Source organism: Methylobacterium sp. FF17 (genome assembly GCF_025813715.1).
Classification (GTDB): Bacteria; Pseudomonadota; Alphaproteobacteria; order Rhizobiales; family Beijerinckiaceae; genus Methylobacterium; species Methylobacterium flocculans.
Genome location: NZ_CP107532.1, coordinates 1,516,951 through 1,543,567, shown reverse-complemented (window position 1 = coordinate 1,543,567; position 26,617 = coordinate 1,516,951). Strand labels below are relative to the sequence as shown.

Below are 26,617 nucleotides of genomic sequence, written 5' to 3'. Positions count from 1 at the left end.
CGCGCGGCCCGGGCCCCGCGTCTTTCCCGACACCTCCGATCCGCGACCGCGCCCCGCGCGGGACCGATCGGGCAGGGCCCCCTGGAAGCGCGGGCCCCGCGAAGCGGCAGGATGACCCAGACGATGGCACGCCAGGACGCGCTCGAAACCTCGTTCCTCTACGGCGGCAACGCCGCCTACATCGAGGAATTGCAGGCGGCCTATGCCCGCGATCCGAACGCGGTCGATCCCGAGTGGCAGACGTTCTTCAAGTCCCTGAACGAGGACAAGGGACTGGCGGAGAAGAACGCCGCCGGCGCCTCCTGGGAGCGCCCGAACTGGCCGATCCATGCCAACGGCGAGATCGTCTCGGCACTCGACGGCAACTGGGCCACCGTCGAGAAGGCGATGGGCGAGAAGATCCGCGCCAAGTCCGACACGGCGAAGGAGCCCGCCAAGGGCGCCGTCATCGCCTCCGCCCCCGGCATCTCGGTGGAGCAGGCCACGAAGGATTCGGTCCGCGCGATCATGCTGATCCGCGCCTACCGCATGCGCGGCCACCTGCACGCCAAGCTCGACCCCCTCGGCCTCGCCCCGCGCGGCGACCACGAGGAACTGCACCCGCAGCATTACGGCTTCGAGGAGAAGGATTGGGACCGCCCGATCTTCCTCGACAACGTGCTCGGCCTCGAATTCTCGACCATCCGCGAGATCGTCGAGATCCTGGAGCGCACCTACTGCAACACCCTCGGCGTCGAGTTCATGCACATCTCCAACCCGGAGGAGAAGGCGTGGATCCAGGAGCGCATCGAGGGCAAGGGCAAGGAGATCACCTTCACGCCCGAGGGCCGTCGCGCGATCCTCAACAAGCTGATCGAGGCCGAGGGCTTCGAGAAGTTCCTCGACCTCAAGTACACCGGTACCAAGCGCTTCGGCCTCGACGGCTCCGAGGCGATGATCCCGGCCCTGGAGCAGATCATCAAGCGCGGCGGCGCGCTCGGCGCCGAGGAGATCGTCGTGGGCATGGCCCATCGCGGCCGCCTCAACGTGCTCACCAACGTGATGGCCAAGCCCTTCCGGGCGGTCTTCAACGAGTTCAAGGGCGGCTCGGCGAACCCCGCCGAGGTCGAGGGCTCCGGCGACGTGAAGTACCATCTCGGTGCCTCGTCGGACCGCGCCTTCGACGGCAACAACGTCCACCTCTCGCTCACCGCAAATCCGTCCCACCTCGAGATCGTCGATCCGGTGGTGCTGGGTAAGGTGCGCGCCAAGCAGGACCAGCGGGCCAAGCCCACGGTGGAGCGCACCCGCGTGGTGCCGCTGCTGATCCACGGCGACGCCGCCTTCGCCGGCCAGGGCGTGGTGGCCGAGTGCCTCGGCCTGTCCGGCCTGAAGGGCCACCGCACCGGCGGCTCGATCCACTTCATCATCAACAACCAGATCGGCTTCACCACCGATCCGCGTTTTTCGCGATCCTCGCCTTACCCGTCCGATGTCGCGAAGATGGTCGAGGCGCCGATCTTCCACTGCAACGGCGACGACCCGGAGGTCGTGACCTTCGCGGCCAAGATCGCGATCGAGTACCGCCAGAAGTTCGGCAAGCCCGTCGTCATCGACATGCTCTGCTACCGCCGCTTCGGCCACAACGAGGGCGACGAGCCGGCCTTCACCCAGCCGAAGATGTACCAGCGCATCCGCAAGCACCCGACCGCGCTGGAGACCTACGGCAAGAAGCTCGTCGCCGAGGGCGTCGTGACCCAGGAGCAGCTCGACACCCGCAAGGCCGAGTTCCGCGCCATCCTGGATTCCGAGCTCGAGGTCGCCGGCAACTACAAGGCCAACAAGGCCGACTGGCTCGACGGCCGCTGGGCCGGCTTCAAGGCCGTGCGCGAGGATGTGGACGATCCGCGTCGCGGCAAGACCGGCGTGCCCGCCGAGACCCTGCGCGAGATCGCCCAGAAGATCACCACGCCGCCGCCCGGCTTCCACCTGCACCGCACGATCCAGCGCTTCTTCGACAACCGCGCCAAGGCGGTCGAATCCGGCAAGGGCATCGATTGGGCGACCGCCGAGGCCCTGGCCTTCGGCTCGCTGCTCATCGAGGGCCACCGGGTCCGCCTCTCGGGCCAGGACGTCGAGCGCGGCACCTTCTCGCAGCGCCACGCCGTGGTGATCGACCAGGAGAACGAGCAGCGCTACACCGCCCTCAACTCGATCCGCGAGGGCCAGGCGAGCCTGGAGGTCATCAACTCGATGCTCTCCGAGGAGGCGGTGCTCGGCTTCGAGTACGGCTACTCGGCGGCCGAGCCGAACGCCCTGGTGCTGTGGGAGGCGCAGTTCGGCGACTTCGCCAACGGCGCCCAGGTGGTCATCGACCAGTTCATCTCGTCGGGCGAGCGCAAGTGGCTGCGCATGTCGGGCCTGACCCTGCTGCTGCCGCACGGCTACGAGGGCCAGGGGCCTGAGCACTCCTCCGCCCGCCTGGAGCGCTTCCTGCAGATGTGCGCCGAGGACAACATGCAGGTCGCCAACTGCACCACGCCCTCGAACTACTTCCACATCCTGCGCCGCCAGCTGCACCGCGAGTTCCGCAAGCCGCTGATCCTGATGACCCCGAAGTCGCTCCTGCGCCACAAGAAGGCGGTCTCGCCCATCGAGGCGATGGCGGAGGGCTCGAGCTTCCACCGCGTGCTCTGGGACGATGCCGAGCGCGACGAGGACGGCATCAAGCTCGTAAAAGACGACAAGGTCCGCCGTGTCGTGCTGTGCTCGGGCAAGGTCTATTACGACCTCTACGACGAGCGCGAGAAGCGCGGCGTCAACGACGTCTACCTGATGCGCGTCGAGCAGCTCTATCCCTTCCCCCTCAAGGCGCTCGCCAACGAGATGGGCCGCTTCCGCAACGCCGAGGTGGTGTGGTGCCAGGAGGAGCCGAAGAACATGGGCTCCTGGGCCTTCGTCGAGCCTTACCTCGAATGGGTGCTGGGCCAGGCCCAGTCCCCGGTGAAGCGCGCCCGCTACGTCGGCCGTCCCGCCTCCGCCTCCACGGCGGTGGGCATGCTCTCGAAGCACCAGGCCCAGCTCCAGGCCTTCCTCAACGAGGCGCTGGCGGTCTGACCGCCGGCACCCTCCGCACGTTTCTCGCTCGCGAGGGCGCCGCGCACCGGCGCCCCGAACCCCCGGACGGACACTGAACCATGGCAACCGATATCGTCGTCCCGACCCTTGGCGAATCCGTGAGCGAGGCCACCATCGGTCGCTGGTTCAAGAAGCCGGGTGACACCGTGGCGGCCGACGAGCCGCTGGTGGAACTCGAGACCGACAAGGTCACCCTCGAGGTGAACGCCCCGGCGGCGGGCGAGCTCGGCGAGATCCTGGCCAAGGACGGCGAGACCGTGGAGCCCGGCGCGCTGCTGGGCTCGATCGTCGAGGCCTCGGGGGGCGCCAAGGCGGCGCCGAAGAAGGCCGAGGCGCCCGCCGAGGAGAGCAGGAAAGCGGCCGAGGCGCCGGCCCAGGAATCCTCCGCCGGCTACGGCAACCACGGCGACGCCGCGCCCCCGCAGGCGCGCGAATCCGGCGATCACGGCCCGGCGGTCGCCAAGATGGCGCGGGAATCCGGCATCGATCCGTCGAGCCTCAACGGCAGCGGCAAGGACGGCCGCGTGACTAAGGGCGACATGCTGGAGGCGACCGCCAAGGGGCCCGCCCCGGCGCCGGCCCCCGCGAAGGAGGCGAAGCCCGCCGCCCCGCGCGCGCCCTCGAAGCCCGACGACGCGGCGCGCGAGGAGCGCGTGCGCATGACCAAGCTGCGCCAGACCATCGCCCGCCGTCTCAAGGACGCGCAGGACACCGCCGCGATGCTGACGACGTTCAACGACGTCGACATGTCGGCCGTGATGGCGATGCGCAGCCAGTACAAGGACATCTTCGAGAAGAAGCACGGCACCAAGCTCGGCTTCATGGGCTTCTTCACCAAGGCGGTGATCGGCGCCCTCAAGGACGTGCCGGCGGTGAACGCCGAGATCGACGGGCAGGACCTCGTCTACAAGAACTACTACCACATCGGCATCGCGGTCGGGACCGATAAGGGCCTCGTGGTCCCGGTGGTGCGCAACGCCGACGACCTCTCGATCGCCGGCATCGAGAAGACCATCGCGGGCTTCGGCAAGAAGGCGCGCGACGGCAAGCTCTCCATCGACGAGATGCAGGGCGGCACCTTCACCATCACCAACGGGGGCATCTACGGGTCGCTGATGTCGACCCCGATCCTCAACGCGCCGCAATCGGGCATCCTCGGCATGCACCGCATCGAGGAGCGCCCGGTCGTCCGTGCCGGCAAGATCGAGGCGCGGCCGATGATGTACCTCGCCCTGTCCTACGATCACCGCATCGTCGACGGGAAGGAGGCCGTGACCTTCCTGGTGCGCGTCAAGGAGGCGCTGGAGGATCCGGCACGCCTCGTGCTCGACCTCTAAGGCCCGGCAGCTGCCGTCCGCCGGCCGCGACCCGCGCGGCCGGACGCTTCCGCGCGCTTCGTCCATCGATGGTGGGGCATGACCCGCCGCCCAATTCAGCGAGTCAGATTTCCATGTCCTACGATCTCGTCGTCATCGGCACCGGCCCCGGCGGCTATGTCTGCGCCATCCGCGCCGCCCAGCTCGGCCTGAAGACCGCCGTGGTGGAGAAGCGGGCGACCCATGGGGGCACCTGCCTCAATGTCGGCTGTATTCCCTCGAAGGCGCTGCTGCACGCGTCCGAGGCCTTCGAGGAGGCGGGCAAGCACTTCGCCGACATGGGCGTGATCGTGAACGCGCCCGAACTCGACCTCAAGAAGATGATGACGTTCAAGCAGGACGGCGTCGACGGCAACACCAAGGGCGTCGAGTTCCTGCTCAAGAAGAACGGCATCGACGCGTATCGCGGCACCGCGCGGCTGGCGGGCGCCGGCCGGGTCGAGGTGCTGTCGGAGGACGGCGGCAACCAGCTCCTGGAGACGAAGAACGTCGTCATCGCCACGGGCTCGGACGTCACCAAGCTTCCCGGCGTCACCATCGACGAGACCATCGTGGTCTCCTCCACGGGCGCCCTCGCATTGGAGAAGGTGCCGGGCAAGCTCCTCATCATCGGTGCCGGCGTCATCGGCCTCGAACTCGGCTCGGTCTGGCGCCGCCTCGGCTCCGAGGTCACCGTGGTCGAGTATCTCGACCGGATCCTGCCGGGCATGGACGGCGAGGTCGGTAAGCAGTTCCAGCGCATCCTCGGCAAGCAGGGCGTCCAGTTCAAGCTCTCGTCCAAGGTCACGGGCGTCGAGGTCAAGGACGGCGCCGCCACCGTCACGGTCGAACCCGCCGCCGGGGGCGAGGCCGAGACGCTGTCCGCCGACGTGGTGCTCGTGGCCATTGGCCGGGTGCCCTACACCGAAGGTCTCGGGCTTGAGACGGTGGGCGTCGGCCTCGACAACAAGGGCCGCATCCAGACGGACAGCCACTACGCCACCAACGTCACCGGCATCTACGCCATCGGCGACGTCATCGCCGGGCCGATGCTGGCCCACAAGGCCGAGGACGAGGGCGTGGCGGTGGCCGAACTGCTGGCCGGCCAGTCGGGCCACGTGAATTACGGCGTGATCCCGAACGTGGTCTACACCTACCCGGAGGTCGCCTCGGTCGGAAAGACCGAGGAGGAGCTGAAGAAGGACGGGATCACCTACAATTCCGGGAAATTCCCCTTCACCGCCAACGGCCGCGCCAAGGTCAACCACACCACCGACGGCTTCGTGAAGATCCTGGCCGATGCCAAGACCGACCGGGTCCTCGGCGTGCACATCGTCGGGGCGGATGCGGGCAACCTCATCGCCGAAGTCGCGGTGGCGATGGAGTTCGGGGCCAGCGCCGAGGACGTCGCCCGCACCTGCCATGCGCACCCGACGCTCACCGAGGCGGTCAAGGAAGCCGCGCTGGCGGTGGGCAAGCGCGCGATCCACATCTGATCGCACTGACGCGAAACCCTCCGGCGGTCGCGTCGCCGGAGATCGGTCGAAGGACGGCACGCCTGTCTCCTTCGGAAGTGCGTTGGGTTGAGGTGCGGTTCATCGCCGGGGAGGTCACGCACCTCACCCTGTCCCTCTCCTGCCAGGAGAGGGGACCCGCGGGTTCCTCGAAAGCTCTGGCGACGAGAACCTTCCGGGAGACGACCATCTCGGCTCGGTCGTGAAGCACGACCGCGCTCCCTCTCCTGAAAGGAGAGGGTTGGGGTGAGGTGTGGTCCATTTCCGGAGAGGTCACGCACCTCACCCTGTCCCTCTCCCGAAGGAGAGGGGACCCGCGGGTTTCTCCAGAGGTGGAGCGGCGAGAACCTTCCGGGAGACGACCATCTCGGCTCGGTCGTGAAGCACGACCGCGCTCCCTCTCCTTCGGGAGAGGGTTGGGGTGAGGTGTGGTCCATCTCCGGAGAGGTCACGCGCCTCACGCGTCTCCCGAAGCAGAGGGAGCGCGCTGCGGGCGCGGCCCCGAAGCGATCGAATCCGGCATCAGCCCTCCCTTTCGCAGGGACGGGCGGTTCAGCCGGCGCCGGCCCATCCGCGCATCACCCGCGACGGGCCGCCTCGATGGCTGCGATGTCGATCTTGCGCATGGTCATCATGGCCGTGAAGGCGCGTTGCGCCTCCGCGCCCCCGGCCGCCAGCGCGTCGGTGAGCGCCCGCGGCGTGATCTGCCACGAGAGGCCCCAGCGATCCTTGCACCAGCCGCAGGCGCTTTCCTGCCCGCCATGGCCGACGATCGCGTCCCACAGGCGGTCCGTCTCCGCCTGATCATCCGTCGCGATCTGGAACGAGAAGGCCTCGCTGTGCCGGAAGGCGGGGCCGCCGTTCAGGCCGATGCAGGGGATGCCCGCGACCGTGAAGGCGACGGTCAGCACGTCGCCCGCCTTTCCGGACGGGTAATCGGCCGGCGCCCGATGGACGGCCCCCATCGCGCTGTCGGGGAATGTCGCGACGTAGAAGCGGGCGGCCGCCTCGGCGTCCGTCTCGTACCAGAGGCAGATGGTGTTCCTGGCGACCATGGCGTCTCTCCCTCCGACGCCGCCGACGAGCGGGCGGCGTCCGCGCGGGCGCCGATTCCGCGCCCCGCTCCATCCAAGCATCGGGCCTCCAGGCTGCAAAGGGCCTCGATCGATCCAGCGGGCAGCGCGCGGATGACGCTCGCTTCGCCATGCGCACCGCGGCGGTCGAGGAAGCCGCATGGGCGCTGGGCCAGACACAGGAATCGCCGCTTCGTTCAGCTTCTGCTTGACGGGATCGCAAGGCCGAGACGACGGATTCGGGGCTCCCTCTCGTTCGGACGAGGACGATCGCCGAGACGGACCTGCTGGTTGAAAACCCACTTGCAGCACCCCGTCACTCCGGGGCCGCGCAGCGGAGCCCGGGATCCGGAGACACCGCGCTGGAGGCGCGGCCCCGAAGCGAGCAGCCGGATCGCAGCCTCAAAGATCGCAGCCGGCCGGATCAGCGCTTCGCAAAGGCCTGCGTCAGAAGCACCAGCGCGGCGCGGAGGTCTTCGGGCTCGGCGTCGATCCTCCGGTCGAGCCGCAATGTCGCGAGCCCGTGCACCATCCCCCAGCAGGCGAGCGACCCGAGGTCGCCGAGATGCGGCGCGACGCCCGCGACCCGCCGCGCCAGGATCTCGTAAGCCCCGCGACCCGCTTCGTGGGGGATGCAGGCCAGGTCCGCGCTTGCGAACATCAGGCGGAACAGGCTGGGCCGGCGCTGCGCGAATGCGATGTAGGCGAGCCCCTGGTCCACGAGCGCGTCAGCCGCGTCCGCCCCCGCATCCGCGCGTTCCAGGTCCTGGCGCAACTCGGCGAAACCCTGCGCGGCCACCGCGCCCAGCAAGGCGGCCTTGTCGGAGAAATGCCGGTACGGTGCCATCGCCGAGACACCGGCCGCCCGCGCGACGCTGCGCAGGCTGAGGTCCGTCTCGCCCGCGCCGAGCAGGACGATCGCTTCGCGGATCAGCGCCTCACGAAGATCGGCCCGTTCGCGCACCATGCGTGCCGTACTTTCCGTTTACAACGTACACAAAAGCAACTACGCTTACACTGTAAGCCATTGGGAGTATGCGATGCAACGCAAGCCTGAGCGGGAGACCGTCGACCTGTCGGGTTTCCCCGACCTGATCGTCGTGCTCCTCGGGTTCAAGGTCAGGAGCCCGCGCGCCCTGCTGGCCCTGCGCGACGTCGGCCGCGGCCTGGCGGCGATCCAGCGCGACCCGCCGGACGGTCTCCTGGCGAACCAGTCCTGTCTGTTCGGCTGGAATCACGTCGGCATCCGCCAGTACTGGCGCGATCTGGACAGCCTCGAGGGATTCACGCGCCAGAATCCGCATGCGGCCTGGTGGTCGTCGTTCCTCAAGGACTCGCGCAATTGCGGCTTCTGGCACGAGACCTACCGGGCCCGCGGCGGATTCGAGGCGATCTATGTCGGGCTGCCGGAGCGCACCGGCTTCGGCACCTTCGCGCCGATCCGCAAGCCGGTCGGCTCCTTCATGTCCAGCCGCGCCCGCCTCGAGGGCGACGCCCAGGGCCGCGCGCAGCCCGGCTGAGGGGCGCTGCCGCGAGACGCTCCGGTTAAGGGAGCGCCCGCGCGGCTTGAGGGAGGCTTACTCCATGGTCGGCATGACGAAGTCGGCGCCGGCGCGGATGCCGGTGGGCCAGCGGGTGGTGATGGTCTTGAGGCGGGTGTAGAAGCGCACGCCCTCGGGGCCGTGCATGTGGTGATCGCCGAACAGCGAGGCCTTCCAGCCGCCGAAGGAGTGGAACGCCATCGGCACCGGGATCGGCACGTTGATGCCCACCATGCCGACCTCGATCCCGTGCGCGAACTCGCGGGCCGCATCGCCGTCGCGGGTGAAGATCGCGGTGCCGTTGCCGAACTCGTGCGCGTTGATGAGCCGGGCGGCCGTGGCGTAGTCGGGCGCCCGCGTGACCGCGAGCACGGGCCCGAAGATCTCCTCCTTGTAGATCGACATCTCCGGCGTGACCCGGTCGAACAGCGAGCCGCCGAGGAAGTAGCCGTTCTCGTAGCCCTGGAGCTTGAGGCCGCGCCCGTCCACCAGCAACGCGGCGCCCTCGGCCACGCCCGCATCGATGTAGCCGCTGACCTTGTCGCGGTGGACCTTGGTGACGAGGGGGCCCATCTCGGCCTCCGGGTCGGTGCCGGGGCCGACCTTGAGGGCGCGCACCTTCGGGATCAGCTTGGCGACCAGGGCGTCGGCGGTGGCCTCGCCCACCGGCACGACCACCGAGATCGCCATGCAGCGCTCGCCGGCCGAGCCGTAGGCCGCCCCCATCAGCGCGTCCACCGCCTGATCCATGTCGGCGTCGGGCATGACGATCATGTGGTTCTTGGCGCCCCCCAGCGCCTGCGCACGCTTTCCGTTGGCGGTGGCGGTCGCGTAGATATACCGGGCGATCGGGGTCGAGCCGACGAAGCTCACCGCCGCGATGTCGGGATGGTGCAGGAGGGCGTCCACCGCCTCTTTGTCGCCCTGCACGACCTGGAACACGCCGTCGGGCAGCCCGGCTTCCTTCAGCCACGCCGCGATCAGCAGGGCCGTCGAGGGGTCGCGCTCGGAGGGCTTCAGGATGAAGCAGTTGCCGCAGGCGAGTGCGACGGGAAACATCCACATCGGCACCATGGCGGGGAAGTTGAACGGCGTGATGCCGGCCACCACGCCCAGCGGCTGGCGCAGGGAATGGCTGTCGACGCGGGTGCCCACATTCTCCGTGACCTCGCCCTTGAGGAGCTGCGGGATGCCGGTGGCGAACTCCACCACCTCCAGCCCGCGCTGGATCTCGCCCTTGGCATCGGAGAGCACCTTGCCGTGCTCGGCGGTGATGAGCGCGGCGAGTTCGTCGGTGCGCGCCTCGGCGATGCGCAGGAAGGCGTTGAGGATGCGGGCGCGGCGCAGGGGGGTGGTCAGGGCCCAGTCGCGGGCGACCGACTTGGCCGAGGCGACGGCCGCGTTCACGTCGGCCGCGTTGGCCAGCGCGACCCGGCCGGTCTCCTCGCCGGTGGCCGGGTTGAAGACGGGCGCGGTGCGCGTGGCCGTGCCGGCGGCACGCTGGCCGCCGATGTAGTGGGAAATCGCGGTCGTCATTAAGAAATCCTGGGAACGGGAACGCGTGAGACGTCAGGCGGCGCGGGCGATGGCGTCGCCGAGGATCGACGCCATGGTGTCGATCTGCTCGCGCTCCACGATCAGCGGCGGCGACAGGGCGACGATGTCGCCGGTGACGCGCACGAGCAGGCCGCGCTCGAAGCAATCGACGAAGACGTCGTAGGCCCGCGCACCCGGGGCCCCCGGCCGGGGGGCGAGCTCGATGCCGGCGACGAGGCCGATGGTGCGGATGTCGATGACGTTCGGCGCGCCGCGCAGGTCGTGCATGGCGGTGGCCCAATCGTCGGCTAGATCCGCGCCCCGGGTGAGCAGGCCCTCGGCCGCGTAGATGTCGAGGGTGGCGAGCCCCGCGGCGCAGGCCACCGGGTGGCCCGAATAGGTGTAGCCGTGGAACAGCTCGATCACGGCCTCGGGGCCATGCATCAGGGCGTCGTGGATGCTGCGCTTGCAGAACACCGCGCCCATCGGCAGCGTGCCGTTGGTGAGGCCCTTGGCGGCGGTGACGAGGTCCGGGACCACGCCGAAATAATCGGTGGCGAAGGGGGTGCCGAGGCGGCCGAACCCGGTGATGACCTCGTCGAAGATCAGCAGGATGCCGTGGCGGTCGCAGGCCTCGCGCAGGCGCTCCAGGTAGCCCTGCGGCGGCAGCAGCACGCCGGTGGAGCCGGCCACCGGCTCGACGATGCAGGCCGCGATGGTCTCGGCCCCGTGCAGCGCCACGAGGCGCTCGAGGTCGTCGGCCAGCTCCGCCCCGTGCGCGGGCAGGCCCTTCGAGAAGGCGTTGCGCGCGGGGTCGTGGGTGTGGCGCAGGTGGTCGACGCCCGGCAGCAGCGGGAAGACGCGGCGGTTGTTGACGAGGCCGCCCACCGAGATGCCGCCGAAGCCGACGCCGTGATAGCCGCGCTCGCGCCCGATCAGCTTCGTGCGCGTGCCCTGGCCGATGGCGCGCTGGTAGGCGAGCGCGATCTTGAGGGCGGTGTCCACCGATTCGGAGCCGGAGCCGGTGAAGAACACCCGGTCGAGGCCGGCCTCCGGGCCGCCCGGCGCGATGGCGGCCAGCCGCTCGGCGAAGTCGAACGCCGCCGGGTGGCCCATCTGGAAGGAGGGGGCGAAGTCGAGGGTGGTGAGCTGGCGCTCCACGGCCGAAGCGATGCCCTGGCGCCCGTGCCCGGCATTCACGCACCAGAGGCCGGCGGTGCCGTCGAGGACGCTGCGCCCGTCGGTGGCGGTGTAGTGCATGCCCTTCGCCGAGGCGAGCAGGCGGGGGGCGGCCTTGAACTGCCGGTTGGCCGTGAACGGCATCCAATAGGCGTCGAGGCCGGGCGCGTTCGCGGTGGCGTGGGGGTCCATGGCTCGTCTCCGGGGGGCGATGGGCGGCAAGGAGGCGCCGATTGCGGGGCCCGAACAAGTCCTTTTCTTCCCCGCGCCATGTGCTTGAAATGCTTGCGCGGACATGGACAATGTTGGCGGATCCTGAACATCCCTAACAGCGGCGGGCCCCATGAGCATCGATCTCGGCGCGCGGCTGCGCTACGTGCGGAGCCTGCACGGCTTCTCCCAGCGCGCCCTCGCCAAGCGCACCGGCGTGCCGAACTCGACGATCTCGCTCATCGAGTCGAACGGCGTGAACCCCTCCGTCGGCGCCCTCAAGCGCATCCTCGACGGCATCCCGATCGGGCTGTCCGAGTTCTTCGCGGTGGAGCCGGAGCGTCCGCGCAAGGTCTTCTACCGGGCGGACGAACTCACCGAGATCGGCAAGGGGCCGATCTCCTACCGGCAGGTGGGCGACAACCTGTTCGGGCGCGGCCTGCAACTCCTCAAGGAGCGCTACGAGCCCGGCTCCGACACCGGCCGCGTGCCCCTGGTCCACGAGGGCGAGGAGGGCGGGATCATCCTGTGCGGGCGCCTGGAGGTGACGGTGGACGACGAGCGCCGCATCCTGGGCCCCGGCGACGCCTATTCCTTCGAGAGCCGCCGCCCCCACCGCTTCCGCTGCGTCGGCCCGGTGGCCTGCGAGGTGGTCAGCGCCTGCACCCCGCCGACGTTCTGACGGGGGCAAGCGAGGTCTGCCCACGATCCGGGCAGCATCCGCACGAAAAAGCAGCCTTCGCTCAAGTGCAGTGCAGCAGAAACTTCTCCGCTTGACGGATCCGCGCAAGCAACATTCTATGCGTATCAATCGGATGGTTCGCTGAAATCGGCGACAGGGAGCGGTGGCATGCGGGATCGTCGGACGTTTCTCAAAGGATCCCTGGCGGCCGGCGCGCTGGCGGCCACCGGCGTCCCGCTTCCGGGCCTCCTGCGCGGTGCCCGGGCGGCGGACGGCCCCCTCGTCATCGGCGCGCCCCTGCCGATCTCCGGAGCGTTCGCCGCCAACGGCAAGTTCGCCACCCTCGGGGCGGCCTTCGCCGCGCGGGAGGCCGGCAACGTGCTCGGGCGCCCGGTCACCGTCGCGGACATCGACACCGAGGGCAAGCCGGCCCCGGCCGCCCGCAAGGTGCAGGAGGCGATGGCGCAGGGCACCCGGCTGTTCGCCGGCGGCATCCTCTCCTCCGAGGCTCTGGTGATGGGCAAGGAGGTCACCAAGGGCGACGGCGTCTTCATCACCACGGCGGGCGCCGACGAGATCACCGGCTCCGACTGCAACCGGGGCACCTTCCGCTGGACGGTGCCGACCTTCGGCGCCATCGCGCAGACCGTGCGGCCGCTCATCGAGCAGATGCCGAACGCCAAGCGCTGGTACACGATCACCCCGCAATACGTGTTCGGCGAGGGCCTGCTCAGTGCCGCCAAGGCGGTGTTCCAGGAGAAGGGCATCGAGCACGTGGGCAACAGCTACCACTCGCTCGCCGAGAAGGAGTTCAGCGGCTACCTCACCAACGCCATCGCGACGAAGCCCGACGTGCTCCTGCTCCTCAACTTCGGCTCGCAATCCTCGGATGCCCTGCGCCAGGCGGTGAGCTTCGGCCTCAAGAAGCGCATGACCATCGTGCTCGCCTGGGCCTCGGGCCTGGAGCAGTTCGAGGCGCTGGGGCCCGACCTCTGCGAGGGCGTGTATTTCGGCGCGCAGTACTGGCACGGCATCGATTCGCCCCTGAACAAGGCGCTGGTCGCCAAGGTCCGCGAGACTGCCAGGATGACGCCGAACTATTCCTTCGCCGGCTCCTACCAGATCACCAAGCTCCTGCTCGACGCGGCCGCGAAGGCCGGCAGCGCCGAGGGGCCCGCCGTGATCAAGGCCCTCGAGGGGATGCAGTATTCCGGCCTGACGGGCCAGGAGGAGATCCGCGCCGCCGACCATCAGGTCATCAAGGACTACTACCTGCTCAAGGGCAAGGCGAAGTCCGCCATGGCGGACAAGGACGACTTCGCGCAGGTGATCCACTCCGGCAAGTCGTTCCTCTCGCCCGAGGCCGCCGGCTGCAAGATGGCGTGAGGACCGCGCGCCGCGGCCCTCCGCCCCGGCGGATCCCGGGCCTGCCCGCGATCCGTCGAGCTTGCGGGGAGGCGTTGGAGGTGGGGGTGGCTCCGCCAGCCCCGGCGGGTTGAGGGTCGCCGAACCACCCCCACCCCCGTCCCCTCCCCGCAAGGGGGAGGGGGGAACGCGTCGGAGCGACCCCGCGCCAGGCACACGCGACCCGGAGACCCCGTGACCTACCTGTTCCAGATCCTGAACGGTCTCGGCCTCGGGATGCTCTACTTCCTGCTGGCGGTGGGCCTGAGCATCATCTTCGGGCTGCTGCAATTCGTGAACTTCGCCCACGGGGCGTTCTACCTGCTCGGCGCCTACCTCGCCTACGAGGGCGTCGAGCGGGGCCTGAGCTTCTGGGTGGCGATGCCGCTCGCCGCCCTGGTGGTGGCCGGCGTGGCGGGGCTCACCGAGCGGGTGCTCCTGCGCCGGGTCTACAAGCTGCCCCACACCTTCCACATCCTGGTGACGGTGGGCCTCGCCCTGGTGGTGCAGGAACTCGTCATCATCGTCTGGGGGCCGCTCGGCGGGAACGTCGCGCCCCCCGACGAACTCAGCGGCGTCATGATCCTCGGCGACTTCGTCTATCCGGAATACCGGCTCTTCGTGATCGGCTTCACGGCGATCCTCGCCGCCGGCCTGTGGTGGCTCCTCGACCGGACGCGCCTCGGCGCCATCGTGCGGGCGGGCTCGGAATCCCCGTCGAACATGGCGCTGCTCGGCTACGACACCCTGCGCATCAACACCGCCGTGTTCGCCCTCGGCGCCGGGCTCGCGGGGCTGGCGGGCGCGCTCGCCGCGCCCATCCGGGGCGTCGAGCCCTTCATGGGCGTCGAGGCGCTCGGCATCGCCTTCGTGGTGGTGGTGATCGGCGGCATGGGCAGCTACGCGGGGGCGCTCGCCGCCGGCATCCTGGTCGGCATCGCCCAGAGCCTGATGGCGACGCTCTGGCCCGAGGGCGCCCGCCTCGTCATCTATCTCGGCATGGCCGGCATCATCATGGCGATGCCGCGCGGCCTGTTCGGCCGGGCCTGAGGGGACGCATCCGATGATCCCGCTCCTCGACCGGCCCCTCGTCCAGTTCGGCCTCGCGGCCGCCGCCGTCCTGATCCTGCCGCTCGCCATGCGCTCCGGCACGCTGGCCAGCGAGATCCTGATCTTCGGGCTGGCGGTCGCCGCCTGCAACCTGCTGCTCGGCTATACCGGCCTCCTGTCCTTCGGCCAGGGCATCTTCTTCGGCCTCGGCAGCTACGTCGCCGGCCTCGGCCTCGTCCGCGCCGGCCTGCCGGCGCCCGTGATGCTGCTGCTCGCCCTCGGGGTCGGCGCCCTGGTGGCGGCCCTGGTGGGCTGGGTCTCGATCCGGCGGCAGGGCGTCTACTTCGTGATGCTGACGCTCGCCTTCTCGCAGATGTTCTACTTCCTGGCCTACACGTTCAGCGGGCTCACGGGGGGCGACAACGGCCTCCTCGACATCCCGCGCCCGTCGCTGGCCGGCGCCCGCCTCGCCGATCCGTGGACCTACTACGCCTACGTCGCGGTGCTCTTCCTGTGCCTCTTCGCCGTCCTGCAGCGGGTCGCCCTCTCGACCTTCGGGCGGACCCTGCTCGCGATCCGCGACAACGAGGGCCGGGCCGGCGCCATCGGCTATCCGGTGCGGGCCTTCAAGGTCGCGGCCTTCGCGATCTCGGGCGCGGTCACGGCCCTCGCGGGGGCGCTCCACGCCATGCTGATCGGCGTCGCGCCGCTCTCCAACATCGACTACCACACCAGCGAGACCCTGCTGATCATGACGATCATCGGCGGCAGCGCGAACCTGTTCGCCTCGCTGCTGGGCGCCGGGGCCTACCTGCTCGCCGCCGACGCCCTCTCGGCGATCTGGCCGCGCTGGCTCCTGGCGCTCGGGCTCCTCCTCATCGTCATCACGCTGTTCCTGCAGCGCGGCCTCTGGGGCCTGATCGAGCGCGCCGTCGCCCTGGTGACGCGGGCGCCGCCGCCCGACGACCCGGCTCCCGACCGGCCCGTCGTGGCGTCCGATCTTCCGGGATCGCGCGGGCAGCAGGCCCATCCCGATCCCGTGGCGACCGTCCGGCCGACCCCGGGGACGACCCGATGACCGCGCCCATCCTCGCCACCGACGCGCTCGGCGTGCGCTACGGCAGCTTCGTCGCGCTCCAGGACGTGACCCTGCGCATCCCGCCAAACAGCGTCCACTCCATCATCGGCCCGAACGGGGCCGGCAAGACCACCCTGTTCCACGCGCTGACCGGGCGCGTCGCGCCCTCCGCCGGGCGGATCACCCTCGATGGCCGGGACATCACCCGGACCTCCGACCACGAGCGCGTGCGCCTCGGTCTGGCCCGTTCGTTCCAGGTCACCAGCCTGTTCCCGACGCTGAGCGTCCGCGAGAACCTGCGGCTGGCGGCACAGGGCAAGACGCCCTGGCAGGCGCTCGCCCCCTGGCGCCGGGCCGAGGCCAACACGCCGGCGCTGGCGACGGCGGAAGCGATGCTGGAGCGCCTCGACCTCACCCGCGTGGCGCTGCGCGCGGCGGGCGAACTCTCGCACGGCCAGCAGCGCCGGCTCGAAGTCGGCATGGCGATGGCGGCGGCCCCCAAGGTCATCCTCCTCGACGAGCCGACCTCCGGCATGGGCATCGACGACATCGCCGCGATGAAGGCGCTGATCCGCGATCTCGGCCGCGACCACACCGTGCTGTTCATCGAGCACAACATGGGGATCGTCATGAACATCTCCGACACCGTGACGGTGATGCGCGCGGGCCGCGTGCTGGTGGAGGGGCCGCCGGCGCAGGTCCGCGACGATCCCGAGGTGCGCCGGGCCTATCTCGGCAACATGATCACCGGGGACCTCGCATCGTGAGCGCGCCCGCCCTCGGCCTGGAGGACGTCCACGGCTATTACGGCAAGAGCCACATCCTCCAGGGCGTCAGCCTGGAGGTGCGGTCCGGCGAGATCGTCTGCCTGCTCGGCCGCAACGGCGCCGGCAAGACCTCGACGCTCAAGGCCGTGTGCGGGCTCCTGACCCCGCGCGGGGGCCGCGTGCGCTTCCAGGGCACGGATGTGGCCGGCTGGCCCGCCCACCGCATCGCGCGGGCGGGCCTCACCCTGGTGCCGGAGGATCGCGGCATCTTCAGCCTGCTCAGCGTCGAGGAGAACCTCGCCATCGCCGAGCGCCGGGGCTCGCCCTGGAGCCGCCGGGACATCTTCGCGATGTTCCCGCGCCTGGAGGAGCGCCGCCGCAACGGGGGCGCCCAGCTCTCGGGCGGCGAGCAGCAGATGCTGTCGATCGCCCGGGCGCTCCTGAGCGGGCCCAAGCTGCTCATGCTCGACGAGCCGGTGGAGGGCCTCGCCCCCGTCATCGTGGAGGAGATCGTGGCGCAGATCCGCGCCATCCGGGCGGCGGGCGTGCCGATCCTGCTGGTGGAGCAGAACCTCGCCGTCTGCACCGCGCTCGCCGACCGCCACTACATCCTCGAACTCGGCCGCGTCGCCTACGCGGCCGGCAATGCCGACTTCATCGCCGACGACGCGGCCCGCGACCGCTACCTCGGCGTCAAGGCCGCGTGAGACTTCACAGCGTGAGCACCGGGAACCCCATGTCGAATTCCGCCACCCCGTCGAACTCCGGCTCCCTGTCGAACCTCGCCATCGACGCCGGGCGTCTCTGGGACAGCCTGACCGAGACCGCCGCCATCGGCGGCACGCCGGACGGCGGCATCGCCCGCCTGACCCTGAGCGACGACGACCGCCGGGTGCGCGACTGGCTGCGGACGCAGGTCGAGGCGCTGGGCTGCACCCTCACGGTGGACGCGGTCGGCAACATGTTCGCCCTGCGCCCCGGCCGGAACCCGCACGCGAAGCCCATCGCCCTCGGCAGCCACCTCGACACCCAGCCCACGGGGGGCAAGTTCGACGGGGTGCTGGGCGTGCTCGCGGGCCTGGAGGTCCTGCGGACCCTCGACGGGGCCGGCTACGTCACGGAAGCGCCGCTCCTCCTGGTGAACTGGACCAACGAGGAGGGCGCGCGCTTCGCCCCCGCCATGCTGGGCTCGGGCGTCTATGCGGGCATCTACGGGAGCGACTGGGCCGAGGCCCGCGAGGATTCCGCCGGGACGCGCTTCGGCGCGGCGCTGGACGCCATCGGCTATCGCGGCGAGGTGGCGCCGGGCGCGGTGCCGTTCGGGGCGATGTTCGAGCTCCACATCGAGCAGGGGCCGATCCTGGAGGCGCACGGGGCCGCCATCGGCGTGGTGCAGGGCGTGCAGGGCATGCGCTGGTACGAGGTGACCCTGGAGGGCCAGTCCGCCCATACGGGCTCGACCCCGATGGCGCTGCGCCGCAACGCGCTGCTCGGCGCCGCCCGGCTGGTGGAGGCGGTGGATGCCGCCGCCCACGCGCATGCCCCCGACGCGGTCGGTACCGTGGGTCACCTCACGGTGAGCCCGAACTCCAACAACGTCATCCCCGGCCGGGTCTTCCTCACCGTGGACCTGCGCCACCCGCAGGAGGCCGTGCTCGACGCCATGGAGGCCGCCCTGCGCGACGCCCTCGACCGCGTCACCGTCGGGCTCGCCCTCGACGGCCGCCTCGAGATCATTTCCCGGACCGCCCCCGTCGCCTTCGACCCCGAGTGCATCGCCGCCGTGCGGCGCGCCGCCGAGAAGGGCGGCCACATCACCCGCGACATGGTCTCGGGGGCCGGGCACGACGCGGCGCACGTGGCGGGGCTCGTGCCCACCACCATGGTGTTCGTGCCGAGCGCCGGGGGCCTCAGCCACAACCCGGCGGAAGCCACCGCCCCGGCCGAATGCGCGGCGGGCGCGCAGGTGCTCCTCGACGCGGTGCTCGACTACGATGCCCGCCACACCCCCGCGGCTTGATCCGGCTCCCGTGAAAGGCACCCCCATGCGCATCGTCACCGCCCGGGTGAACCACGAGACCAACACCTTCTCGCCGCTGGCGACCCCGCTCGCCGCCTTCAACCCCCTCTGGGGGGCGGACGCGCTGGCGGCGGGGCAGGACGCCACCACGGCGCTCGGCGCCTTCATCCGGTTCGCGCAGGCGCGGGGCGCCACCGTCGCGGTCCCGGTGACGGCGCATGCCAACCCGAGCGGCCCCGTGGCGGACGCCGCCTTCGAGGTCCTCTGCAGCGCGATCCTCGATGCGATCCGGCCCGGCTGCGACGCCATCCTCCTCGACCTGCACGGGGCGATGGTGACCGAGAGCCACGACGACGGCGAGGGCGAGCTGCTCGCCCGCGTCCGGGCCCTGGCGCCCGGCGTTCCCCTGGGGGTCGCCCTCGACCTGCACGGCAACGTCACGCAACGGATGGTGGCCCATTGCGACGCGCTCGCGGGCTTCAAGACCTATCCGCACGTGGACATGGCCGAGACGGGCGAGCGCGTCGCCGGCATCGTCGGGCGCATGCTGGACGAGGGGCTGGCGCCGGCCCGGGCCTGGATCCACCCGCCGATGCTCGCCCACACGCTGCGCATGGACACCCGCGTGCCGGGCCCGATGCGGGATGCCGTCCGGGCGGCGGCGGCGGCGGAAGCCCGCCCCGGCGTCCTCGCCGCGACGATCTTCGGCGGCTTCTCGCTGGCGGACCTGTCCGAGGCGGGCGTCTCGGTGACCGTCACGGCGGAGACCCAGGCGGCCGCCGACCGGGCCGCCGCCGACCTCGCGCAGGGCCTGTGGGCCGCCCGGGACAGCTTCGTCTACGCCGAGGCGCCGCTGGCGGATTCCCTCGCGGCGGCCGGGGCCGCCCTCGCCGGGCCGGGCGACGGCCCCGTCCTCCTCCTCGACCACGGCGACAACTGCATGTCGGGGGGCACCTGCGACGTGATGGACGTGCTCGCCGCCGCGCTGGAGGCCGGGATGGACGGCCTCGTCGCCGGCCCGATCTGCGACCCCGAGGCCGTCGCGGCCCTGCACGCGGCCGGACTGGGCGCCCGGGTCGCGATCGACCTCGGCAACCGCGTGCCCCTGCCGGGCTTCCCGCCCCGGGCCCCCCTCGCGGTGAGCGGGACGGTGGCGGCCCTCGGCGACGGCGACTACGTCATCACCGGGCCGACCTATACGGGCCAGCGCTGCGGCATGGGCCGGGCGGCGGTGATCGACACGGGCGCCGCCCGCATCCTCGTTTCCGAGCAGCCGCACGAGCCCTGGGATCTCGCCGTGTTCACGTCGCTCGGGCTCGACCCGGCCGGCGCCCGCGTGCTGATCCTGAAGTCGCGGATGTATTGCCGGCCCGTCTTCGAGCCCATCGCCCGCGCGGTGGTGGAATGCGCGAGCCGGGGCGTCACCAGCTCCGACTACGCGCTGTTCCCGTTCCGGAAGCTCGCCCGCCCGGCCTTCCCCCTCGACCCCGACGCGGCCTGGACGCCGTGATGGGCACGCGCCCCGCCCCGCTGCGGCGGATCAAGCTCTCGGACCAGATCGCCGAGGATCTCTACCGCCGCATCGCCCGCGAGCGCCTCGCCCCCGGCGACCGCCTGCCGAACGAGGCCGCGCTGATGCGGCACTACGGCTGCGCCAAGGGCACGATCCGCGAGGCCCTGAAGTCCCTGGAGGTGCAGGGACTGGTGACGATGCAGTCCGGCCCCCAGGGCGGCCCGGAGATCCGCCCGATCCCGGTGGAGGCCGCCGCGCAGCAGCTGCGCCGCTTCCTGCACTTCCAGGCCCTCGATTTCGCCCAGGTCTACGCCCTGCGCCGCAGCCTGGAGGTCCAGCTCGGGGTCAGCGTGGTCGGGCGCCTGGACGAGGCCGCCTTCGCGCGCCTGGAGGCCAACATCGCGGCCTGCGCAGCCCCGGAGGCGGCGGGGCCGCGCGGGACCGGCCGCATCGCCGAGGTCGATTTCCACGACATCCTCTGCGACGCCAGCGACAACCCGCTCCTCGCCTTCATGTGCCGCTTCCTCAACAGCCTGCTGCGCGACCTCGTGGAGTTCCGCAGCGAGAGCCTGACCGAGCACGAGGCCTTCGGGGCCCACAACCTCGCGAGCCACCGCGCCCTGGTCCGGGCCTTCCGGGCCGAGGACGCGGAGGCGGTGCGCGCCGAGATGCACGCGCACATGTGCTGCGCCGAGCACTTCATGCAGCGCCTCGACGCCAAGTTCCGCACGGACCTCCTGAGCGCGCGCGCGCCCGGCGCCCGCGCCGCCGAGTAGGGGCGGCGGACGGGGGCGTTACGACGCCCGCAGGTCCGCCGCGAAGCGCCGGCCGTTGGCGACGTAGCTCTCGGCCGTGCGCGCGAGCCGGGCCAGCGCCTCCGCGTCGAGGGTGCGCACCACCCGCGCCGGCGCGCCGACGATGAGGCTGTGGTCGGGAAAGTCCTTGCCCTCGGTCACGAGGGCGCCCGCGCCGACGAGGCAGCCGCGCCCGATGCGGGCGCCGTTGAGGATCGTGGCGCCCATCCCCACCAGGGTGCCGGCCCCGACGGTGCAGCCATGCACGATGGCGCGGTGCCCGACCGTGACGTCGTCGCCCAGATCGAGGGGAAAGCCCGGGTCGGCGTGCAGCACCGCCCCGTCCTGGACGTTGCAGCGGTCGCCGAGGCGGATCGTGTCGTTGTCCCCCCGCAGCACCGCCCCGAACCAGATGCTCACGTCGAGGCCGAGATGGACCTGCCCGATCACGTGCGCGCCGGGCGCGATCCAGGCGCGGTCCGGATCGGCCAGTCGCGGGTGGTGGGGGCCGAGGGCGTAGAGGGTCATGCGGGGGTCCTTCCCGGATTTCGTCCAGGGTGTCCTGCGGGGCTTGCCCGAACGGCGACGATCGGGCCTGCCCGCGCGACGGCGCGGCGGCGGTCGTCCGCCGGATCTCCCCGAGCCTGATCTTCGGTCAGGCTCCAGCAAAACTTCGGATCAGGTGCCCGTCCAGGCGGCCGGGCGTTTGGCGAGGAAGGCCTCCACGCCGGCGGCGAAGTCCCGGCTGCCGTAGCAGTCCGCGATGAGGTCGGGGGCCTCGGCCCCCGGGTCGAGGGCGAGGCGGCGCAGCATGGCGCGGGTCACCCGCATCGTCACGGGGGCATGGCCGAGCAGCCGCGCGCAGGTCCGTTCGACCTCGGCCTCGAGGGCCTCGGGCTCGGCGATCGCCGCGAGGTAGCCCAGCGGCGCCAGGGTCTCGGCGGTCGGCATCTCGGCGAGCAGCAGCATGCGGGCGACGACGCTCGGGCCGAGCGTGGCCGAGAGGCGGCGCAGGTTGGCGGGCGAGAGGCAGTTGCCGAGGGTCCGGGCGATGGGCACGCCGAAGCGCGCGCCGGCCTGCGCGATCCGGATGTCGCAGGCATTGGCGATGGCGAGCCCGCCGCCGACCGCGAAGCCCTCGACCACCGCGACGGTGGGCACGCGGCACCCCTCCAGGGCCGCGACGTAGGCGTCGATGCGCGCCTCGTAGGCGACGCCGTCCGCGCCCGTGAAGCCGACGAACTGCTCGATGTCGGTGCCCGCCACGAAGGCCTGGCCGCCCGCTCCCCGCAGCACGGCCACGCGCACGGACGGGTCGGCCTCGATGCGCGCCAGCCCGGCGGCCAGCGCCTCGTACATGGCGAAGGTCATGGCGTTGCGCGCCTGCGGGCGGTCGAAGGTGATGTGGGCGATGCCCCCCGCCACGCGGGTATGGACCGCGCCGTCCTCGGCGGGGGCGCTCATGCCGCGAAGGCTCCGTCGCGGGCGAGGCGCGCGATGGCCTCCGCCGAGAGCCCGAATTCGGACAGGACCTCCTCCGAATGTTCGCCAAGCAGCGGCGCGTGCCGTCGGGCCCGGGCGGGCGTGCCCGAGAGCTTCACCGGGAAGCCGATATTCGGCACGCTGCCCTCGTGCGGGTGCGGCACCTCGATCCGCATCTCACGGTGCCGGCCATGCGCGCTCTCGAAGGCCTCGGGATAGGTGTTCATGCGGCCCGCCGGGATCCCGGCGGCCAGCAGTTCGGTCACCCAGGTCTCCGCGTCCTTGGCCGCGAAGCTCGCCTCGAGTTCGGCGATCAGCGCCTCGCGGTTGGCCAGCCGGCCGGCGATGTCGAGGAAGCGGGCATCGGCCAGCAGGTCCTCGCGGCCGAGCACGTCGCAGAGCAGGCGCCAGAGCTTCCCGTTGGTCGCCCCCATCACGAAGTAGCCGTCCGCCGCCCGCACGGCCTGGTAGGGCGCGCTCATGCGGTTGGCGGTGCCGAGCGGCTCCGGCACCCGGCCGGTGCCCCAGTATTCGGAGATGTCCCAGATCGAGAAGGCCAGCGCCGAATCGAACAGCGAGGCGTCGATGTACTGGCCCTCGCCGCTGGCCTGCCGGCCGATATAGGCGCTCAGGATACCGTAGACCGCGAACAGGGCGCAGCCGATATCGGCCACCGGCACGCCGGCCTTCACCGGCGGCCCGCCGGGATGGCCGGTGACGCTCATCACCCCGGACATGGCCTGGGCCATGAGGTCGTAGCCGGGGCGCTTGGCCCAGGGGCCGGTCTGGCCGAAGCCCGAGATGCTGGCGTAGATCAGGCCCGGGTTGCGCGCGCGCATCGCCTCGTAGCCGAGGCCGAGGCGGGCCATCACGCCGGGGCGGTAGTTCTCCACCAGGATGTCGGCGCGCTCCGCCATGTCGAGGAGGACGTCGCGCCCGGCCGGGTTCTTCAGGTTCAGGGCGAGGCTGCGCTTGTTCCGGTTCATGTTGAGGAAGCCCATGCTATCGGGCCCCTTCATCTTGAACCCCATGGCGCCCCGGGTCTGGTCGCCGGTGCCCGGCGGCTCGACCTTGATGACGTCGGCCCCGAGATCGGCCAGCAGCATGCTGCAGACCGGCCCCGCCATTACCTGCGTCACGTCGAGGACGCGCAGGCCGGACAGGGGGAGGGGACGGGTTTCGTCGTGCACGGGTTCGTCCATCGTGCCGGGTTCCTGTGGGTTGCTGGGCATCCGGTGGGGCGGTGGTCGGGTGGGCGCAGGCGCCTCGTCCGTGGAAGATCGATCCACCTCCGTGCGAGGCACTCGGCGGCTTCCTCTCCCTCGGGAGAGGGCGGGGGTGAGGTGTGGTCCATCTCCGAACGGATCGCACACCTCACCTTCTGGCTTTCCCGAAGGAGAGGGGCCCGCGCGGCCCGCTACTCCGCCGGAACCACCCGTCCCAGCGGCACCTCCGGCTCTTCGGCGAAGGGGCGCTCCGGGTGCATGGTGAAGGCGAGGCCCGCGCCGAGCAGGCAGAGGCCGACGGAGCCGACGAAGGGCAGGGTCCAGGAGCCCGTGGCATCGACGATCATGCCGAACACGATCGGCGAGATGATCGCCGCCACCGCCGAGCCGGTGTTCATCAGCCCCGAGGCCGTGCCCGAATACTTCGGCGCGATGTCCATGGGCACCGACCAGATCGGGCCGATGACCAGTTCGGCGAAGAAGAAGCCCGAGCTGAGCAGCAGCGCCACCAGGGTCAGGTCGCGGGTGAAGAACACGCCGGTGAGGCTCGCCGCCGCGCCGAGGAAGCCGACCACGATGACGCTGAGGCGGGCGAGCTTGAGGTTGCCCGTGCGCTTCAGGATGCGGTCGCTGAACACGCCGCCGAGGGTGTCGCCCACCACGCCGGCGAAGAACACGCCCGAGGCGAACAGGGCCGAGTTCTTCAGATCGAGCCCGTAGTTGAGCTTGAAGAAGCTCGGCAGCCAGCCGAGGAACAGCCACAGGGTCCAGCCGTAGCAGAAGTAGGTCAGCGTCACCGGCAGCATGCGCCGGGTCAGGCGGCCCCAGGGGATGTTCTGCTTGGCGCCGACCTTGCTCGCCTCGGGCAGCACCGCGAGTTCCTCGGGCGTGATCGCCGGATGGTCCTTCGGATCGTCGCGGAAATAGGCGTACCAGACCACGACCCAGGAGAAGCTCGCGACGCCGAGGATGACGAAGCCGAGGCGCCAGCCGACCTGATAGATCAGGAAGGCCACGATCGGCGGCGCCACCGCGTTGCCGAACCGCGCGAAGGCGTGGGTGATGCCTTGCGCGAAGCCGCGCTTGCCCGGCGCCGTCCAGTTCTGCATGGCGCGGGTGGCGGTGGGGAAGGTCGCGCCCTCGCCGAAGCCCAGCAGCACGCGGGCGAGGAACAGGCTGATGAGCCCGCCGACGAGCCCCGTCAGGATCGTCGCCGAGGCCCAGATCAGGCCGCAGACGAGGAGCGTGCGCCGCGCCCCGAACTTGTCGCCCACCGAGCCGCCGATGACTTGGAAGATGGCGTAGGGGTAGGCGAAGGCGGAGAGGATCAGGCCGAACTGGGTGTTCGACATCCCGAGATCCTTCATGATCTCGCCGCCGGCCGTGGCGATGTTCACCCGGTCGAGATAGGTCACGAAGTACATCAGGCAGAGCAGGAACAGCACCCTGTTCGATGCCGAGAAGGGATTTTTGGCCGCTGGACTTTTGGCCAGGGGATTTTGGGCCAGAGGATTTGGAGCAAGAGGATTCTGGTCAGGGAGCGACGCGGAGACGCGTCCATTTGCTGGCGTCATCGGGGTTTCCTCCGGTTGAACGCACCGCCCCGCCCGGTCTGATCGCCGGGCTTTTTGCGGGGGCACGCGGGGGGGGGTGTGATCGGCGCTGTTCCCCTCCCCCTTGCGGGGAGGGGTCAGGGGTGGGGACGGCTCCGCTGGCCGCCTGGGACCGGGGGGCACCCGGCCACCCCGACCCGCGATCCTTCCCCGCGAGGGGGAGGGCGGTGTCGCCTCAATCGTCGAGGCCGGAGCGGAGCGCGTCCATCGCCGCGAGTACGCCGCCGCGGGCATGCGGCACGCCGCCGGCCTTCAGGCCCATCTCGACGCCCGACAGCGCCGCCATCAGCATCAGATCGTTGGTCTCGCCGAGATGGCCGATGCGGAAGACCTTGCCGGCGACCTTGGCGAGCCCGGTCCCCAGCGAGAGGTCGTACTTCTCGAGGATCAGGTTGCGCAGGGCATCCGCGTCATGGCCCTCCGGCATCACCACGGCGGTGAGCACGGGCGAGTATTCGGACGGCTCCTGGCACAGGACCTCCAGGCCCCAGGCCTCCACGGCGGCGCGGGTGGCGGCGGCCAGGCGCTGGTGGCGGGCGAAGACGTTGGGTAGGCCCTCCTCCATCAGCATGGCGATGGCCTCGCGCAGGCCGTAGAGCAGGTTGGTGGCCGGCGTATAGGGGAAGTATCCCGAAGCATTGGGCTTGAGCATCTCCTGCCAGTCCCAGTAGGAGCGCGGCAGGGTGGCGGTCTTCGTCGCGGCGAGCGCCTTGTCCGAGAGGGCCACCAGGCCGAGGCCGGGCGGCAGCATCAGGCCCTTCTGGGAGCAGCTCACCGAGACGTCGACGCCCCATTCGTCATGGGCGTACTCGGCCGAGCCGAGCCCCGAGATGGTGTCCACCAGGAACAGGGCGGGGTGGTTGGCGCGGTCGATGGCCTTGCGGATCTCCGCGATGCGGCTGGTGGCGCCCGTCGAGGTCTCGTTGTGCACGACCATCACGGCCTTGATCGACTTCGCCCGGTCCTCGGCCAGGATCGCCTCGACCCGGGCCGGGTCGACGCCGCGGCGCCAGTCGCCCGGCACGAACTCGACCTCGATGCCCCAGCGCGCCGCCATCCCGCGCCACAGGGTGGCGAAGTGGCCGGTCTCGAACATCAGCACCCGGTCGCCCGCCGAGAGGGTGTTGACGATGGCCGCCTCCCAGGCGCCCGTGCCCGAACCCGGATAGAGGATCACCGGCGCCTTCGTCTGGAACACCGCCTGGGACCCCTCCAGCACGGCCCGGCCGAGCTTGGCGAAATCCGGCCCGCGATGGTCGATCACCGGCATGTCCATGGCGCGCAGGACCCGCTCGGGGACCGGGCTCGGCCCCGGGATGTGCAGGAAGTGACGTCCGGTCCGTGTCGTCATCGGGGCCTCGCGGGCAAGTCGGGGATTGGGAGCAAGTCGGGGACTGAGGGCAAAGCCTCGTCGGCGCTCGCACGATCGTCGGCGATCTCGGTCGCCATCACGCTGGTCGACC

At 70.9% G+C, this 26,617-nt stretch carries 22 protein-coding genes; 13 read left to right on the top strand and 9 right to left on the bottom strand.

Features of this window, described 5'->3' with window-relative positions:
• Positions 1–123 precede the first annotated feature (123 nt).
• The 3 genes from OF380_RS07110 (at position 124) to lpdA (ending at position 5,968) form a co-directional block, all read left to right on the top strand.
• The gene (locus OF380_RS07110; RefSeq protein WP_264050073.1) at positions 124–3,096 is read left to right on the top strand and encodes a 2-oxoglutarate dehydrogenase E1 component; all 2,973 of its coding nucleotides are present in this window, start codon (positions 124–126) and stop codon (positions 3,094–3,096) included.
• A gap of 80 nt (positions 3,097–3,176) precedes the next feature.
• Positions 3,177–4,454 (top strand): 2-oxoglutarate dehydrogenase complex dihydrolipoyllysine-residue succinyltransferase, encoded by a 1,278-nt coding sequence (gene odhB / locus OF380_RS07105; protein WP_264050072.1) that lies wholly within the window; start codon positions 3,177–3,179, stop codon positions 4,452–4,454.
• Between the two features lie 113 nt (positions 4,455–4,567).
• Complete coding sequence (gene lpdA, locus OF380_RS07100; RefSeq protein WP_264050071.1) at positions 4,568–5,968, top strand: dihydrolipoyl dehydrogenase; 1,401 nt, start codon at positions 4,568–4,570, stop codon at positions 5,966–5,968.
• Between the two features lie 596 nt (positions 5,969–6,564).
• On the opposite strand, the gene OF380_RS07095 is transcribed toward lpdA, so the two are convergent.
• A complete protein-coding gene (locus OF380_RS07095; RefSeq protein WP_264050070.1) occupies positions 6,565–7,041 on the bottom strand; it encodes a VOC family protein in 477 nt (158 codons plus the stop codon).
• A 442-nt stretch (positions 7,042–7,483) separates the two neighbouring features.
• Complete coding sequence (locus OF380_RS07090) at positions 7,484–8,026, bottom strand: TetR/AcrR family transcriptional regulator (RefSeq protein WP_264050069.1); 543 nt, start codon at positions 8,024–8,026, stop codon at positions 7,484–7,486.
• A 73-nt stretch (positions 8,027–8,099) separates the two neighbouring features.
• Here OF380_RS07090 and OF380_RS07085 point away from each other — a divergent pair, with 73 nt between their 5' ends.
• Positions 8,100–8,579, top strand: a complete 480-nt coding sequence (locus OF380_RS07085) for a DUF4188 domain-containing protein (protein ID WP_264050068.1) — start codon at positions 8,100–8,102, stop codon at positions 8,577–8,579.
• 57 nt (positions 8,580–8,636) lie between these two features.
• Here OF380_RS07085 and OF380_RS07080 read toward each other — a convergent pair whose 3' ends face one another.
• Positions 8,637–10,136 carry a CoA-acylating methylmalonate-semialdehyde dehydrogenase gene (locus OF380_RS07080; RefSeq protein ID WP_264050067.1) on the bottom strand — a complete coding sequence of 500 codons (1,500 nt, stop codon included), beginning with the start codon at positions 10,134–10,136 and terminating at the stop codon, positions 8,637–8,639.
• Between the two features lie 33 nt (positions 10,137–10,169).
• A complete protein-coding gene (locus tag OF380_RS07075; protein ID WP_264050066.1) occupies positions 10,170–11,507 on the bottom strand; it encodes an aspartate aminotransferase family protein in 1,338 nt (445 codons plus the stop codon).
• A gap of 151 nt (positions 11,508–11,658) precedes the next feature.
• On the opposite strand from OF380_RS07075, the gene OF380_RS07070 reads away from it, so the two are divergent.
• The 9 genes from OF380_RS07070 to OF380_RS07030 all read left to right on the top strand — a co-directional run bounded on the left by OF380_RS07070 (position 11,659) and on the right by OF380_RS07030 (position 20,815).
• Positions 11,659–12,207, top strand: coding sequence for a cupin domain-containing protein (locus OF380_RS07070; RefSeq protein ID WP_264050065.1), 549 nt, complete (start codon positions 11,659–11,661; stop codon positions 12,205–12,207).
• Between the two features lie 168 nt (positions 12,208–12,375).
• On the top strand, positions 12,376–13,593 hold the full coding sequence (locus tag OF380_RS07065) for an ABC transporter substrate-binding protein (protein ID WP_264050064.1): 1,218 nt from the start codon (positions 12,376–12,378) through the stop codon (positions 13,591–13,593).
• 213 nt (positions 13,594–13,806) lie between these two features.
• On the top strand, positions 13,807–14,661 hold the full coding sequence (locus tag OF380_RS07060; RefSeq protein ID WP_264050063.1) for a branched-chain amino acid ABC transporter permease: 855 nt from the start codon (positions 13,807–13,809) through the stop codon (positions 14,659–14,661).
• Between the two features lie 13 nt (positions 14,662–14,674).
• Positions 14,675–15,739 (top strand): branched-chain amino acid ABC transporter permease, encoded by a 1,065-nt coding sequence (locus OF380_RS07055; protein ID WP_264050062.1) that lies wholly within the window; start codon positions 14,675–14,677, stop codon positions 15,737–15,739.
• Positions 15,736–16,506: an ABC transporter ATP-binding protein gene (locus OF380_RS07050; RefSeq protein WP_264050061.1), complete on the top strand. Its 771-nt coding sequence runs from the start codon at positions 15,736–15,738 to the stop codon at positions 16,504–16,506. The genes OF380_RS07055 and OF380_RS07050 overlap by 4 nt, the downstream gene beginning before the upstream one ends.
• On the top strand, positions 16,503–17,213 hold the full coding sequence (locus OF380_RS07045) for an ABC transporter ATP-binding protein (RefSeq protein ID WP_264050060.1): 711 nt from the start codon (positions 16,503–16,505) through the stop codon (positions 17,211–17,213). Before OF380_RS07050 ends, OF380_RS07045 begins: the two co-directional genes overlap by 4 nt.
• A gap of 29 nt (positions 17,214–17,242) precedes the next feature.
• Entirely contained in the window at positions 17,243–18,526 is a 1,284-nt protein-coding gene (locus tag OF380_RS07040) for a Zn-dependent hydrolase (RefSeq protein ID WP_264050058.1), read from the top strand.
• A gap of 10 nt (positions 18,527–18,536) precedes the next feature.
• Complete coding sequence (locus OF380_RS07035) at positions 18,537–20,036, top strand: M81 family metallopeptidase (protein WP_264050057.1); 1,500 nt, start codon at positions 18,537–18,539, stop codon at positions 20,034–20,036.
• A complete protein-coding gene (locus OF380_RS07030; protein ID WP_264050056.1) occupies positions 20,036–20,815 on the top strand; it encodes a FadR/GntR family transcriptional regulator in 780 nt (259 codons plus the stop codon). The genes OF380_RS07035 and OF380_RS07030 overlap by 1 nt, the downstream gene beginning before the upstream one ends.
• A gap of 18 nt (positions 20,816–20,833) precedes the next feature.
• Here OF380_RS07030 and OF380_RS07025 read toward each other — a convergent pair whose 3' ends face one another.
• From OF380_RS07025 to OF380_RS07005, 5 genes are all read right to left on the bottom strand, one after another.
• Positions 20,834–21,361: a gamma carbonic anhydrase family protein gene (locus OF380_RS07025; protein WP_264050055.1), complete on the bottom strand. Its 528-nt coding sequence runs from the start codon at positions 21,359–21,361 to the stop codon at positions 20,834–20,836.
• Positions 21,362–21,511: 150 nt separating this feature from the next.
• Positions 21,512–22,297: an enoyl-CoA hydratase gene (locus OF380_RS07020; RefSeq protein ID WP_264050054.1), complete on the bottom strand. Its 786-nt coding sequence runs from the start codon at positions 22,295–22,297 to the stop codon at positions 21,512–21,514.
• Positions 22,294–23,517, bottom strand: coding sequence for a CaiB/BaiF CoA transferase family protein (locus OF380_RS07015; protein WP_264050053.1), 1,224 nt, complete (start codon positions 23,515–23,517; stop codon positions 22,294–22,296). The genes OF380_RS07020 and OF380_RS07015 overlap by 4 nt, the downstream gene beginning before the upstream one ends.
• A 215-nt stretch (positions 23,518–23,732) precedes the next feature.
• Positions 23,733–24,965, bottom strand: a complete 1,233-nt coding sequence (locus OF380_RS07010) for an MFS transporter (protein ID WP_264051221.1) — start codon at positions 24,963–24,965, stop codon at positions 23,733–23,735.
• 364 nt (positions 24,966–25,329) lie between these two features.
• Positions 25,330–26,505 (bottom strand): pyridoxal-phosphate-dependent aminotransferase family protein, encoded by a 1,176-nt coding sequence (locus OF380_RS07005; RefSeq protein ID WP_264050052.1) that lies wholly within the window; start codon positions 26,503–26,505, stop codon positions 25,330–25,332.
• Between the last annotated feature and the right edge of the window lie 112 nt (positions 26,506–26,617).